A 14,296-nucleotide genomic window follows, 5' to 3' on the forward strand; every position below is an offset into this window, starting at 1 on the left:
AACGCATCATGGACCGCACGACCCCCTCCTCAGGCACGCAGCGCACGCCGCTCCAGCAACTGGCCACGGATGCCGGGCTACTGGTCGACTGGGAAGACGCTGCCAGCCGCCCTATGCGCGTAGCCGACGAAGTGCTGCGCGCGGTGCTCTTTACGCTGGGGCTGCCGGCCGGCACGCCGGCCCAGGTATCGGAAAGCCAGGCCCGCCTGCGCGCAGAAGCCGAAGCGGTGGCCATACCGCCGCTTGTAACCGGCGTGGTCGGACAGCCGATCGTGCTGCAGACCTCGGCGCCGCAAGCCGCGTTGCTGGGCGGCCAAATCTATCGTGTCGACTTTGAATCCGACGGCAGCACGGAGGGCAAGATCAGCGTCAGCGCAAGCGAGCACCATGCAACGCTGCGCCTGGCGCCGGTGCAGGCCGCGGGCTACCACCGCCTGACCATCGACGCGGGGCCGGGCACCGTGATCGAAGCCACGCTCGCCATTGCGCCTGCGCGTTGCTATGGCGTGGCCGACGCGCTGCGCCAGCACGATCGCCCGGCCGACACCCGCCTGTGGGGCGCCTCCGCACAGCTCTACGGCTTGCGATGCGATACCGCACGCGCCGCCAGCAGCGCGGGCCTTGGCGACTACACCGCTGCGGCCACGCTGGCGCGGCATCTCGCGCAGCGCGGTGCGGATGCATTGGCGCTCAGCCCCGTGCATGCCATGTTCACGGCTGACGCGCGTCGCTATTCACCGTACTCGCCATCGAGCCGCCTGTTCCTGAACGCGTGGATGATCGACCCGGCCGCGCTCTTTGGGGACGACGCCGTGCGGCAGGCCGTGGTCGACTGCAACCTCGTCGCCGACTACGCTCGCCTGGAAGCCGCACAGCTCATCGACTGGCCGGCCAGCGGCAACGCCCGCATGACGGTGCTGCGCGCGCTGCATCGCCGCTTGCTGCAGGCGCCGCTTGGAGACACCGTCGCCCAGATGCTGCTGGACGATTTTCGCGCGTACTGCATTGATGGCGGCACGAGCCTGCGCGATCACGCGCACTTTGAGGCACTGAATGCGCACCTTGGGCCCGCGCATTGGAAGCAGTGGCCCGAGCAGTATCAACATCCGAGCTATCTTGGCGTGCAGGCCTTCGCACGCGAGCATGAAGATGCAGTGAATTTCCACCTCTTCCTGCAATGGGCTGCGGCACGCCAGTGGGCCCTTGCGCAACGCACCGCGCAGAACGCCGGCATGGCCATCGGCCTCATCGCCGACCTCGCTGTGGGCACCGACAGCGCGGGCAGCCATGCATGGGCCCGGCAGCGCGACTTGCTGATCGGCGTGACGGTGGGGGCGCCACCCGATGTGTTCAACGCGCAGGGCCAGGGCTGGGGGCTGACGACATTCAGCCCGCGCGCCATGCGCACGCAAGGCTTCTCGGCGTTTATCGAGATGCTGCGCGCGGTGATGGCCGTGCCCGGCGGCGTGCGCATCGACCACGTGCTCGGGCTGATGCGGCTGTGGGTGATTCCCGATGGCGCACGTCCGCTCGACGGCGTGTACCTGCGCTACCCGATGCAGGATCTGCTGCGGCTGGTGGCGCTGGAATCGTGGCGCAACCGCTGCATCGTCATTGGGGAAGATCTCGGCACCGTACCGCCTGGCCTGCGCGACAAGCTTGCCGACGAGGGCCTGCTTGGCATGCGCATCCTCTGGTTCGAGCGCGAATACACGCGCGACGATTCCCCCTTCAAGGCGCCGCGCACATGGGCCCCGGCATCGGTGGCGATGACGAGCACGCACGATCTGCCCACGCTCGTCGGCTGGTGGATCGGCAACGATCTGCGCTGGCAAGCCCAGCTCGGCCTGCTGCCCGCCGGCATGACCGAGGGCGAAGCGCACGCACGCCGCATGGACGATCGCGCCGCGCTGGTGGCGGCCTTTGCAGAGCACAACCGGCTGGTGCTGGCCGATGGCGGTGTGCCGATGATCGGCGTGGCGCCGCTGCAGGCTGCGTTGGAACAGGCGCGCGCGGCCACTGCAGCACAAGCCGAAGCCATCCTGCAAGCCAGCGCGCAGGACTTTGCCACGGCGGCCACCGTTTTCACGGGCGCTGCCAACACGCCGCTTGCGCTGGTGCCGCTGGAAGACCTGCTGGGCCTTGTCGAACAGCCGAACCTGCCAAGCACGATCGACACCCACCCGAACTGGCGGCGTCGCCTGCCTGGGCCGTCCGGCACGCTGCTCGACACGCCCACGATGCAAGCGCGCCTGTCCGCGCTGGCCAACGCGCGCAACAGCACGTCATGAGCGAACAGACCACCCTCCTCGCCCCCGTCACCCTCCAACGTGTGCCCCGCGCTACGGTGCGGCTGCAATTGCACCGCGACTTCACGTTCGACCATGCGCGCGCGTTAGTGGATGACTTCGCCGCGCTCGGCATCTCGCATCTCTACACGTCGCCCATCACCACGGCGCAGCCAGGCTCCACACATGGCTATGACGTAGTCGACCCCACACACGTGAACCCCGAGCTGGGGGGCGAACGCGCGCTAGAACAGTTGGTGGATGCGCTGCATGCGCGCGGCATGGGCCTCATCGTCGATATCGTGCCGAACCACATGGGCGTGGGCGGCGCACACAACGCGTGGTGGCTGGACGTGCTCGAATCCGGGCCCGACAGCGCCTACGCCAACTTCTTCGATATCGACTGGCAGCCGCCCAACCCCGCACTGCGCAACAAGGTGCTCGCGCCTTTCCTGGGCGAGAACTACGCCGACGCACTGGCCGGCGGCCGACTGCAACTCGCCTACGACGACACAGCCGCCCGGCTGGCCATCGCGTACTACGACCACCGGTTCCCGATTGCGCTGGCCGACTACGCCACGCTGCTTCGTGCCGGCAACGCCGACACCGCCACACACGCGGTGGCCGACCGCTTTGCCGCGCTCGGCACGATCCGCTCACTGCGCACGCGCCGCGAGCGTGCCGATGAAGCACGCGACGCGCTGCGCAACCTGGCCACCACCGAAGCCGGCGCCGCACACATCGCCGAAGCCGTGCGCACGCTCAACGCGCAGCCCGATCAACTCGATGCGCTGATGGCGCGCCAGTATTGGCGCCTGGCTCACTGGTGCACCACCAACGACGAGATCAACTGGCGCCGCTTCTTCGACATCGGCTCGCTGGCCGGCCTGCGCATGGAGCGCACCGAGGTGTTTGAAGCGACGCACGCGCTGCTGTTCCGGCTTTATCGCCTGGGCTGGATTGACGGCGTGCGCATCGACCACGTCGATGGCTTGGCCGACCCAGCCGCGTACTGCCGCCAGCTACGCCGCCGCCTGCAAGCCGAACATGCGGCACGCCCTGCTGACCGGCTCACGAGTCGCCCGTGGATCGTTGTTGAAAAGATCCTCGCCCCCGATGAAGCCATGCGCACCGACTGGGGCGTCGACGGCACCAGTGGCTACGACTTCATGAACCAGGTGAGCGCGCTGTTGCACGACGCGCACGGCGAGCCCCCTCTCACCCAGGGCTGGCTTGAGTGGATTGGCGCACCGGTGGCTGAAGCGTCGTTCTCGGCCACGGCTGTACCCGCACGTCGCCAGATCCTGCATGCGCACTTTGCGGCAGAACTCGATGCAGCCACGTCAGCACTGCACGCGGTGGCACAGCAGAACCGCAGCAGCCACGACATGACGTGGCACGCCATCCGTCGTGCGCTTGCTGAGGTGATCGTCCACTTTCCGGTATATCGCACCTATGCGAATGCGCAACAGCGCGATGCGCAGGATTCGGCCATCGTGCAAACCGCCATGTCGGGGGCGGCAGCCTGCCTGCGGCGCGTTGATCAACCGGTGCTCGGCTGGCTCGATGCCTGGCTGGGCAGGCAACCTGCCGGGCAGGACAAGCTGCGTCAACTCGCATTGCGGCGGTGCCAGCAGTTGTCGTCGCCGGTGGCGGCCAAGGCGGTGGAAGACACGGCGTGCTACCGCTACGGGCGGCTGCTGTCGCGCAATGAAGTCGGCGCGGATCCGGGTCAGTTTTCCATGAGCGCCAACGCGTTCCATCACGCCATGCAAGCGCGCGCTCTCTCGTGGCCGCACGCGATGCTCGCCACCGCCACGCACGACCACAAGCGCGGCGAAGACGTGCGCGCCCGGTTGGCCGTGCTGTCGGAACGTCCCACGCAGTGGTTGGCCGCCGCACACCAATGGCGCACAGAACACGCTGCATGGGTGCGCCAATTGCCGACCGGCCCAGCCCCCTCACCCGCCGCTCAGTGGATGCTGTATCAGACACTGGTGGGGATCTGGCCTGCGGATCTGGACTGGCATGACGCCGATGCCGTGCGCGAGCTGGCCGAGCGTGTCGCGCAGTGGCAGGAAAAGGCGCAACGCGAAGCCAAGCTGCGCACCGACTGGTTCGCGCCCGATGCAGAGTACGAAGCCGCCAGCCGCGATTTCGTCTTTACGCTGCTGACGGGCGAGGCCGCCCCGACCTTCCTGCCTTCCCTCTCGGCCTTCGTGCAAAGCGTGGCGCCGGCCGCGGCCATCAACAGCCTCGCACAGACCTTGCTGCGCACCACGCTGCCCGGCGTGCCCGACCTGTATCAGGGCGCCGATTTCTGGGACACCAGCCTTGTTGATCCCGACAACCGCCGGCCCGTCGACTACGCCGCGCGGCATCGCGCATTACGGGCATTGCACGTGCATGCCGGACACAGCCTCGCATCGCTGCTCACGCATTGGACCGATGGCCGCATCAAGCAAGCCGTGCTGGCACGTGCTCTGGCCCTGCGTGCCGCGCTGCCAGCGGTGTTCGAATCCGGCGACTACCAACCGCTGGCCGTAACCGGCAGCGGCGCACACCACGTGCTGGCGTTTGCGCGTGTGCATGGCGCCCAGGCGGTCGTCGCGATCGTGCCGCTGCATGCCTCCGCCTTGCTGGGCCATACCGCCGCACCAACCTTTGCGGACGGCGCGTGGCGGGACACCACAGTCTGCCTGCCGGCCGCGCTTTCGCACACGCCGCTGCATAGCGCTTTTGACGGCCAGACTCTGCACAGCCCCCGCCTTGCGTTGGGCCAGGTGCTCGCCCACCTGCCGGTCGCCCTGCTGCACACCTGACCGCCGTTTCACCTCCGCTCGGGTTAACACCGACTGCACCGTCTCCTGCTGCGCCCTAGAATTCCTCTATTCATATAGATGACTAGAGTAATGCGTGATGAACGCGACGCTCACGTCACCCGGAGGAGACCGCATGTTCGGCTGGTTCAAAGAGATTTCGAAAGGGGAAAAGCGCACGTTCTGGGCCTGCTTTGGCGGCTGGGCGCTCGACGCGCTGGACGTGCAGATGTTCAGCCTCGTCATCCCGACCATCATCGCGGCCTGGCACATCGGCAAGACTGAGGCCGGGCTGGTGTCGGGCGTCACGCTGGTGGCGTCCGCGCTGGGCGGCTGGATTGCCGGGGCGTTGACCGACCGCTTCGGCCGTGTGCGCACGCTGCAGATCACGGTGCTGTGGTTTTCGCTGGCCACATTCGCCTCGGCCTTCGCGCAGAACTTCGAGCAGTTCCTGGTGCTGAAGGCCATTCAAGGCTTCGGCTTTGGCGGCGAATGGGCGGCGGGCGCCGTGCTGATGGCCGAGAGCATTCGCGCCAGCCACCGCGGCAAAGCCATGGGCACCGTGCAGAGCGCCTGGGCCGTGGGCTGGGGCGCGGCGGTGCTGCTGTATGCGCTCACCTATTCCTTCATCGAGCCGGACCTCGCCTGGCGCGTCATGTTTGCCGCCGGGTTGCTGCCGGCGCTGCTCATCATCTATATCCGCCGTGGCGTGAAGGAACCCGTGCCGGCCGCCAAGCCGGATGCGAACGCCAATGCGATGCCGATCTCGCGCTTTCCGCTGCTCGACATCTTCCGCCCGCAGGTGCTGCGCATGACGCTGATCGGCGGCCTGCTGGGCGTGGGCGCACACGGCGGCTACTACGCGCTGATGACGTGGCTGCCGACGTATCTCAAGACGGAGCGCCACCTGTCGGTGCTGGGCACGGGCGGCTACCTGGCCGTGATCATCTTCGCCTTCTGGTGCGGCTGCGTGGCCAGCGCGTGGCTGCTGGATGTGCTCGGCCGCCGCGGCAACATCCTGCTGTTCTCGTGCTGCTGCGTGGTGACGGTGCTGGTGTATCTGCTGGTGCCGCTGTCGGATGGCGCGATGCTGGTGCTGGGCTTTCCGCTGGGCTTCTTTGCGGCGGGCATTCCGGCCAGCATGGGCGCGCTGTTCAACGAGCTGTATCCGCAGGGCGTGCGCGGCACGGGTGTGGGCTTTTGCTACAACTTCGGCCGCGTGGTGTCTGCCGCCTTCCCGGTGCTGGTCGGCAAGATGAGTGCATCGATGTCGCTGGGCACGGCCATCGGCATCGACGCGGCCATCGCCTATTCGATCGTCGCGGTGGCGGTGCTGATGCTGCCCGAGACGAAGGGCCGCGATCTCGCTGCCGTTACGGTCTGAACGCCCATCACAACATCATGACGACGCACTCGATCCGTCGCCGCCAGGAGACCCCATGCCCACTCGCCGCGCCTTCAACACTGGGTTGCTTGCCATGCTAGGTTCCACCGCCCTTGCCGGCTGCGCCAGCACCGGCAACAGCGACATCTCGCGCGGAGGCCCCGCTCGCATCACCGCCATCGACACGCACGCGCATGTGTTCGAACGCGGGCTGCCGCTGGCCGGTGCGCGCCGCTATGCGCCCACCTATGACGCACCGCTGTCGGCCTACCTCGCGCAGCTCGACGCGCATGGCGTGTCGCACGGCGTGCTGGTCCAGCCAAGCTTCCTGGGGGTCGACAACAGCTATCTGTTGGCCGCGCTCAAGCAAGCGCCCCAGCGCCTGCGCGGTGTGGCCGTGATCGACCCGGCCGCGCCCGAGACCTTGCTCACGCAGATGAACGCCGAGGGCATCGTCGGCATTCGCCTGAACCTGATCGGTGCGGCAGACCCGCAATTGAAATCGCCCGTGTGGCAAGCCGCGCTGGCACGCCTGCATGCGCTCGGCTGGCATGTGGAATTGCATGTCGAGGCACGCCGCCTGCCCGCGCTGCTGCAGCCGCTGCTGGATGCGCAGGTGAACGTGGTGGTTGATCACTTCGGCCGCCCCGATCCGGCGCTCGGTGTGGACGACCCCGGCTTTGCCGCATTGCTCGCCGCTGGCCGCTCGCGCCGCGTGTGGGTGAAGATTTCCGGCGCTTACCGGAACGGCGCCAACGGCCGCGGCGAAGCCATCGCCCAGGCCGCCATGCCGCGCCTGAAGGATGCACTCGGCCTGGACCGCCTCGTCTGGGGCAGCGACTGGCCGCACACGCAGTTCGAATCGCAAATCAACTACGACAAGATGTGGGCCTTCGCCGGTGTGCTGCTGCCCAACGCAGCAGACCGCAAGCAGGTGCTGATCGACACGCCCGCGCAGTTGTTCCGCTTCGTCTGAACGCGCAACTGCTGCTGCCGCCCGCGCGATACCCCATTTCGCGAATCACGAATTTCGCCGCGCGGGCCGCACTCCTACACTGGCCGCTCCTCATCCCAACAAGCCACAAGGAGCAGCCATGCAGCAGCATCGACTCGTCGACCAGCAATTCGGCCAGGTCGCCCAGGCCTACCTGACCAGCGCAGTGCATGCGCAGGGCGCCGATCTGGACGCGCTGGCGGCGCTGGCGCAATCGGTGCCGCATGCCAAGGTGCTTGATCTTGGCTGCGGCGGCGGGCACGTGAGCTTTGCGATGGCGCAGCACGTGGCGGCCATGGTGGCGTATGACCTGTCAGAAGACATGCTGAACGTGGTGGCCGCCGAAGCAGCGCGCCGCGGCCTTGCGCAATTGCACACGCAAGCCGGCCGCGCCGAGAGCCTGCCCTTTGACGATGCCGCGTTCGATATCGTTGCCACGCGTTTTTCCGCTCACCACTGGTACGACGTGCGCAAGGGCCTGGCTGAAGCGCGCCGCGTGCTCAAACCCGGCGGCAAGCTCGTCATCGTGGATATCGTCGCGCCGGAAGCACCGCTGCTCGACACGCTGCTGCAAACCGCCGAGGTGCTGCGCGACGCGTCGCACGTGCGCGACTACCGTGTGTCCGAATGGCAGGCCATGCTGACCGAGGCCGGTTTTCAGCCCGGCACCCCGCGCACGTGGAAGCTGACGATGGCCTTCGACAACTGGATCGCCCGCATCCGCACCCCGCAGGTGCGCGCAGATGCCATCCGCGACCTGTTCGACCGCGCGGCCGATGAAGCACGCACGTACTTTGCCGTGGCGCCCGACCATTCATTTGCCATCGACGCGATGCTGATCGAGGCCACCTGAGCCATGTGAGCCGCTTGAACTCCTCGGGCGCCTCCATCCTTCTCATCCTTTTTGTCACACCCGTTGGAGGGATGCCGCGATACGGCGCCGTTTTCAGGGTTTCGCTTAATCCAGAATGAAAAAAATGTGATATCGGAACGCGTGTACGAACGCGGCGTTGCCGGTAGCCTTCCGGGTTACCGTCGATCCTGGTCGGCATTGGCGCGCGGCCACTGCGCCGACTTCCGATTTCCATGTACGCCCTGTTCCCCGCCTTCGTCTCGTCGCTCTTCCTGTTCTACGGCGTCTATGTCGTGACCACGCGCGGCCGCACGCGCGCGAGCCTGGCGTTTCTCGGCATGACGACGCTCACGTGCCTGTGGCAGGGCATCTGGGCGTTTCTCTTCCAGACGCAAGACGTGGGCACGGCCCAGGTGCTCGCCAAGCTCGGTTGGATCGCCATCCTCGTCATGCCGACCATGCTCTATCACTTTGCCGTGGAGGTGGCCGAAACACCGGGTGAGCGGCGCTGGCTCGTGGCTGCCTATGCGCTGGACGCTGTGCTGATCGCGTTGCTGCTGACCACCAATCTCGTCATCGACGGTGTGTATCAGTTCCACTTCGGGTTCTATCCGAAGGCAGGCGTGCTGGAGGCCGTGCATATCGCCCAGACAGCCGCGCTGGTCACGCGCGGCATGTGGGTGCTCTACCGCGAGCAGCAGCATGCCACGGCCGAGAAGCGCAAACGACTGCTGACATGCCTCGTCGGTGTGGGACTGATTTCGTTGGCGGCAGCCGACTACGCAGTCAACTACGGCATGGCGTTCTACCCGCCGGGGGTGCTACCCCTGGCCATTGCGCTCGGGATCATCGCCGTGGGCGTGGTCAAGTTCGACTTGATGCGCCCTTACGCACTGGCTGCCACCGTGGCACACGAGGTGCGCACGCCGCTGACGACCATCCGCTTGCAGGCAGCAGAAATCGCCCGCGCCTGGCCCGACGTCTACCGCGGCTATCAGCTAGCCATCGACAACGGCCTGTGCCAACCGCCGCAGCATCCGGCCATGCTGGACCGCCTGTCCAAACTGGCGGGAGCCATCACGTCGGAAGTCGCGTCCGCACACAGCGTGATCGAGATGGCCCTGGCCTCCGTCACGCTGGAGCGCCTGGACCGTCGCACCTTCGCCGCCCATTCGCTGCACGAATGCGTCCAGACGGCCGTGGCGCAGTACCCGTTCCAGGCTGGTGAGCGCGAACGCGTGCAGGTGCAGGCGTTCAACGCCGACTGGCGTTTCGTGGGCTCCGACACGCTGCTGGTGTATGTGCTCTTCAACCTGCTGAAGAATGCGCTGCATGCCATCCAGATCGCGCGTAAGGGGCACATCGAAATCTCCGCCCGCCAGGATGGAGACGCCTATGTGCTCGTGGTGCGCGACAGCGCCACCGGCATTCCGCCCAGCGTGCAGCGCCGCATGTTCGACCCGTTCTTCTCCACCAAGCATGTCGGCAAGGGCTCGGGCGTGGGCCTGACGTTCTGCCGCCGCGTCATGCAGGCATTTGGCGGGCGCATCCAGTGCGAATCTGTGGTTGGGGAATACACGCTGTTCTCCATGCGGTTTCCCCAACCTCCTGCTATCTGACGTTCACACCTTCAGAACGTCAGGACACGTGCGCCAGCTCCGGCAGCGTGTCCAGCTCATACGACTTCACACGCGTGCGCACGTGGTCGGGCAAGCGCTGAATCACGCGCTCGGCGTTGGCGCACACCACCTGCTGATACCCTAGCGACACCAGCCGCCCGCCTGAAACAAACCGGAACACCATGTAGAACGAGCACGGCTGCACCCGGAAGGTGTTCAGGTGGCATTCCACGCGCTGAAACGGGAATGTCTCTTCAACGAATTCCTGATGCGCGAGCTTGGTCACGAAAATCACGCGCCCGCTCATGAGCAGGTCCGCGTCGATGCATTCGTGAAACCACCGCTCGCGCACCACACCCTGCCACTCGAAATACCGCGCGAAATACGTGTTGGCGTAGGCGTTGGAATCCTTCAGATAGACATCGAAGGCGTGCTGGAACGTCTGCTGCGCAGAAATGGCTTCGGGCAGCTCGGCATTGCGCAGATAGTGGTTGACGACTGTGGCAATGGATTGGCCTGTCGGCATCGCATACTCCAAGAATGGAATTGGCTGCTGGCGGCAGCCGCGCATGTGCGGTGATCCCGCGCATGTGTCCATTCTTCCGAGGCACTTGCCGTTGCGTAACAAGCCAATGCCGTAGCCCTACGAACGGGCGGCCTACTCCCCGCCCGCAACACTCCGCAGTCCTGGCGGACTCTGATGAAAGCGGAACGTATTGCGCCCGCTGCGCTTGGCATCGTAGAGCGCCGCATCGGCCCATTCCAACAATACGTCCAGGTGTTCGTCGGCGGGCGTGAGGGTGACAGCGCCCGCTGACAGCGTGACGTACGGCGCGGCAACGGACGCCGCGTGCGGTTCGGCCCGTTCTGCCACCATGGCCACCGCACGCGCCACGGCCAGCCGGGCCTCGTCGCGATCCAGGTCAAACAGCATGGCGACGAATTCTTCTCCGCCCACACGCGCGATGAAGTCATCGGGGTGGCGGCACGCCGTGCCCAGCGTGTCGGCCACCATGCGCAGGCAATCGTCGCCACGCAGGTGGCCGTAGGTGTCGTTGTATTGCTTGAAGCAGTCGATGTCGAACAGCGCCAGCGTGACAGGGCGCTTGTCACGGCGGGCGTGGTCGAACAGGCGCGGGGCCTGTGTCTCAAAAAAGCGCCGGTTGAACAGGTGCGTAAGTGCGTCGCGGTTGACGTCGTTCTCCAGCACGCTGAGCTTGGCTTGCGTGCGCTGCAACTCGCCGCGCAGTGCATCCTGGGCGCTGGCCATGCCGGCACGCTGCAACTGCTCGACCGTCACGTCGCGCAGCAGCAGGAATACGCCGGCATGCCAGCCGCGCGCGTCGCTCAAGCCTTCGAGCGTGACTTCCAGCGTGCGACCCGTGTCGGGCAACCAGACTTGATGGCGGTTCGGCAGGCGCGTACGCTCAAACTCGCGCAGGATGCCGGCCACGTTCAAAACGCCAGGCGGCATTGCATGCACCTTGGCAGTCGGCAGCAGGTGGCGCGCGGCGGCGTTGATGCTGGCGATGGAGCCATCGCGGGCGAGCACGATGCAACCATCACGCATGGATTCGATGATCTTGCCGCGAGCATAAGCGGCGGTATCGCGCAGGCGCGGCCGCAAGACGATCCAGCCGAGCAATGCTGTGCTGACGGCAAACGTGGCGGGTGTGAGATCGCCGCCGAGCGCCGTCGTCCAACGCTGCAGATAGGCAAGATGCGCCACCAGCGGCAGCAGTTGCCCGATGACAAGCGCCAGCCGCACCTGCGTGCGCGACGACACATAGAGCCCGGAGGCAACCTCGTCGATGGGCAACACCAACAGCACTAGGCTGATAGCCAGCAGCACGTAGTTGTAGGCGGTGGCCACCCAGAACATGCGCCCGTGCTCGAACACCGCGCCCCGTATGCCGTCGATGACGACGAAACGCGCATCAAGCCATACCAGGTGATGCAGTTCATTGGTAGCGACCAGCCCGACGAATCCGGCGCCCACGAGCAGCGTCAACACCCAACCCACGCGCACCAGCAGCAATGCATTGAGTTCTGGCCGTATGAGGCCAACGACCATGCGCAGCCACGCGGCCGGCACCATCATGATCCCGAGATAGGCGACTTTGGCCCAGCCCACGCGCATGGGCATCTCGAAGCTGACGACTTCCATGAGGCGCGCGCCGCTCCAGAGTGCGGTACCGAGCGCCAGCAGCATGAAAGCGGAGACTTCCGTGTCATCGCGACGCGGCCATGAGAGGCCAATCAGCGCGATCGAAACGAGTGCAGCGCAAGCCAGTGCAGCGATCAGCATGATCGGCACGCCCAGTGCGCATGGCGATGCCGGCGAATGACGACGCCAGCGGGTTGGTCCACGTGTATTCCCCGTTCGTTCGTTGTTTCTTGCAGTGTATCGACCACTGTTGCCGGGTGATTGACTGCGTGGTGCGCACTTGATCACCTTCCAGCGCTATCGGCATGAAATGTAAAAACTGAAGGCCCGTGCGGCTTTGCGGCACATGGCGGGGCCTGCGCGCGTTGAGAGCGGCATATCGGGTTGCCAACGAATTCGTTTGCGCGGCGTAGGAATCACCTGCGCGCTGGACTACCGAAAAGCTCGGAGCTGTCATGCGCTCCTGTTTTTTGGGTATTTGGGGGCGGTGTCCGTGCTGCGCTGTCCCGCTATGCAGCGGGGGATGGAGCACCGCCCAAATGGGTGGCGCCCGCCCCTCCGGACGCCCCCTGCCACAGGCCGACCGGGCAACGCTTTTGCGCACGGGCGAACGTCCCGTTTCGGATGCCGTGACTTGAGCGACACCGCTATCTTGGCTTCACAAAACGTCGGTATCATCGAACACATGACCGATACCCGCGCCACAGCCCATCTCTATCCTGCGCACGACCTGGCGATCTGCACTGACGCCAACACCGCCGTCGAGCGCATCACCGCCATTTACGAGCGCTCTGCGCAAGCGATCCGCGATCGTTTCCACGCGTTTGCGCGTGGCGAAGATTGCAGCGAAGACCTGTCCGCCTGCTACCCCTACCTCGGCATCACCGTTGACCCGAAAACGCTGGTGAGCGACGCGCGGCCGGCGTGGGGCACGGTGGCGTATCCGGGCGTGTACGGCACGACGCTCACGCGGCCGGATCTCTTCCGTGATTACTACCGCGTGCAGATCGAACGGCTGCTGCACTATCACAACAGCCCCGTCGTGGTGGGCGTGAGCAACCGGCCGATCCCGCTGCCGTTCGTGGTGGAAGCGTCCACCGTGGACATCACGCCGGAACAGGCGCGCGCGCTCGGCGGTGCGTTTACGCTGCCCGACCTCGCGCAGATCGACGACTCCATCGCCAACGGCACATACCGCCCGATCGGCGACGAACCGCAGCCGCTGTCGATGTTCACGGCCGAGCGGGTCGACCTCGCCCTGCAGCGCCTGTACCACTACACAGCCACGCATCCGAAGCACTTCCAGCGCTTCGTCCTGTTCACCAACTACCAACGCTACGTCGATGAGTTCGCTGCCCTCGGGCGCAAGCTCATGGAAGACGGCAACGACGAAGGCTACATCCGCTTTGTCGAGCCCGGCGACACCGAACACGAACTCGGCACGCCCGCACCGGACGACTCCCACCGCATCAAGGGCCTGCCGCAAATGCCCGCCTATCACTTGGTGCGCGAAGACCGCCTGGGCGTGACGCTGGTGAACATCGGCGTGGGACCGTCCAACGCCAAGACCATCACCGATCATCTGGCTGTGCTGCGGCCGCACTGCTGGATGATGATCGGCCACTGCGGCGGCCTGCGCCGTTCACAGCAGTTGGGCGATTACGTGCTCGCCCACGCCTATGTGCGCGATGACCACGTGCTCGACCAAGACCTGCCGCCATGGGTACCCGTGCCGCCCATCGCCGAGATCCAGGTGGCGCTGCAGGAGGCTGTGGCGCGCATCACGGGGCTCTCGGGCGCCGACATGAAGTCGCGCATGCGTACGGGCACGGTGGTTTCCACCGACGACCGCAACTGGGAGCTGAAGTACCAGGCGCTGTACAGCCGCTTCAACCAGTCGCGCGCCATTGCCATCGACATGGAAAGCGCGACCATTGCCGCTAACGGCTTCCGCCTGCGCGTGCCCTACGGCACGTTGCTGTGCGTGTCGGACAAACCGCTGCATGGCGAGCTGAAGCTGCGCGGCATGGCCAACCTGTTCTATCGCCAGCGAGTCAGCCAGCACTTGGACATCGGCATGGAAGCCGTGCGCCTGTTGCGCGAAAGCGGCGTTGAAGCGCTGCACTCGCGCAAGCTGCGCAGCTTTGACGAACCCGCGTTCCGGTAGCGCGG

The 14,296-nt window shown here is 66.0% G+C and carries 9 protein-coding genes; 7 read left to right on the top strand and 2 right to left on the bottom strand.

The window, feature by feature from the left end:
• Positions 1–8: 8 nt before the first annotated feature.
• The 6 genes from malQ to ACTJK6_RS13000 all read left to right on the top strand — a co-directional run bounded on the left by malQ (position 9) and on the right by ACTJK6_RS13000 (position 9,957).
• Positions 9–2,291: a 4-alpha-glucanotransferase gene (malQ, locus tag ACTJK6_RS12975; protein WP_440839266.1), complete on the top strand. Its 2,283-nt coding sequence runs from the start codon at positions 9–11 to the stop codon at positions 2,289–2,291.
• On the top strand, positions 2,288–5,110 hold the full coding sequence (gene treY / locus ACTJK6_RS12980; RefSeq protein WP_440839268.1) for a malto-oligosyltrehalose synthase: 2,823 nt from the start codon (positions 2,288–2,290) through the stop codon (positions 5,108–5,110). The genes malQ and treY overlap by 4 nt, the downstream gene beginning before the upstream one ends.
• A gap of 133 nt (positions 5,111–5,243) precedes the next feature.
• Positions 5,244–6,491, top strand: a complete 1,248-nt coding sequence (locus ACTJK6_RS12985) for an MFS transporter (RefSeq protein WP_232040071.1) — start codon at positions 5,244–5,246, stop codon at positions 6,489–6,491.
• Between the two features lie 55 nt (positions 6,492–6,546).
• Complete coding sequence (locus tag ACTJK6_RS12990; RefSeq protein ID WP_440839270.1) at positions 6,547–7,467, top strand: amidohydrolase family protein; 921 nt, start codon at positions 6,547–6,549, stop codon at positions 7,465–7,467.
• A gap of 118 nt (positions 7,468–7,585) precedes the next feature.
• Positions 7,586–8,338, top strand: coding sequence for a class I SAM-dependent methyltransferase (locus ACTJK6_RS12995; RefSeq protein WP_440839272.1), 753 nt, complete (start codon positions 7,586–7,588; stop codon positions 8,336–8,338).
• A 233-nt stretch (positions 8,339–8,571) separates the two neighbouring features.
• Positions 8,572–9,957, top strand: a complete 1,386-nt coding sequence (locus ACTJK6_RS13000) for an ATP-binding protein (protein ID WP_440839274.1) — start codon at positions 8,572–8,574, stop codon at positions 9,955–9,957.
• Between the two features lie 19 nt (positions 9,958–9,976).
• On the opposite strand, the gene ACTJK6_RS13005 is transcribed toward ACTJK6_RS13000, so the two are convergent.
• Positions 9,977–10,483: an acyl-CoA thioesterase gene (locus tag ACTJK6_RS13005; protein ID WP_232040077.1), complete on the bottom strand. Its 507-nt coding sequence runs from the start codon at positions 10,481–10,483 to the stop codon at positions 9,977–9,979.
• A gap of 132 nt (positions 10,484–10,615) precedes the next feature.
• Positions 10,616–12,265 (bottom strand): diguanylate cyclase domain-containing protein, encoded by a 1,650-nt coding sequence (locus tag ACTJK6_RS13010; RefSeq protein WP_440839277.1) that lies wholly within the window; start codon positions 12,263–12,265, stop codon positions 10,616–10,618.
• Positions 12,266–12,809: 544 nt separating this feature from the next.
• On the opposite strand from ACTJK6_RS13010, the gene ACTJK6_RS13015 reads away from it, so the two are divergent.
• Positions 12,810–14,291 (top strand): AMP nucleosidase, encoded by a 1,482-nt coding sequence (locus tag ACTJK6_RS13015; protein ID WP_092975103.1) that lies wholly within the window; start codon positions 12,810–12,812, stop codon positions 14,289–14,291.
• Positions 14,292–14,296: the final 5 nt, after the last annotated feature.

The sequence above is a fragment of the Ralstonia sp. 22086 genome (assembly GCF_052045975.1).
Classification (GTDB): Bacteria; Pseudomonadota; Gammaproteobacteria; order Burkholderiales; family Burkholderiaceae; genus Ralstonia; species Ralstonia wenshanensis.

Bases quoted from the DNA above. Each gene is read 5' to 3' on its own strand.
- malQ (WP_440839266.1), top strand. From the start codon at position 9: ATGGACCGCACGACCCCCTCCTCAGGCACGCAGCGCACGCCGCTCCAG.
- treY (WP_440839268.1), top strand. From the start codon at position 2,288: ATGAGCGAACAGACCACCCTCCTCGCCCCCGTCACCCTCCAACGTGTG.
- ACTJK6_RS12985 (WP_232040071.1), top strand. From the start codon at position 5,244: ATGTTCGGCTGGTTCAAAGAGATTTCGAAAGGGGAAAAGCGCACGTTC.
- ACTJK6_RS12990 (WP_440839270.1), top strand. From the start codon at position 6,547: ATGCCCACTCGCCGCGCCTTCAACACTGGGTTGCTTGCCATGCTAGGT.
- ACTJK6_RS12995 (WP_440839272.1), top strand. From the start codon at position 7,586: ATGCAGCAGCATCGACTCGTCGACCAGCAATTCGGCCAGGTCGCCCAG.
- ACTJK6_RS13000 (WP_440839274.1), top strand. From the start codon at position 8,572: ATGTACGCCCTGTTCCCCGCCTTCGTCTCGTCGCTCTTCCTGTTCTAC.
- ACTJK6_RS13005 (WP_232040077.1), bottom strand. From the start codon at position 10,483: ATGCCGACAGGCCAATCCATTGCCACAGTCGTCAACCACTATCTGCGC.
- ACTJK6_RS13010 (WP_440839277.1), bottom strand. From the start codon at position 12,265: ATGCTGATCGCTGCACTGGCTTGCGCTGCACTCGTTTCGATCGCGCTG.
- ACTJK6_RS13015 (WP_092975103.1), top strand. From the start codon at position 12,810: ATGACCGATACCCGCGCCACAGCCCATCTCTATCCTGCGCACGACCTG.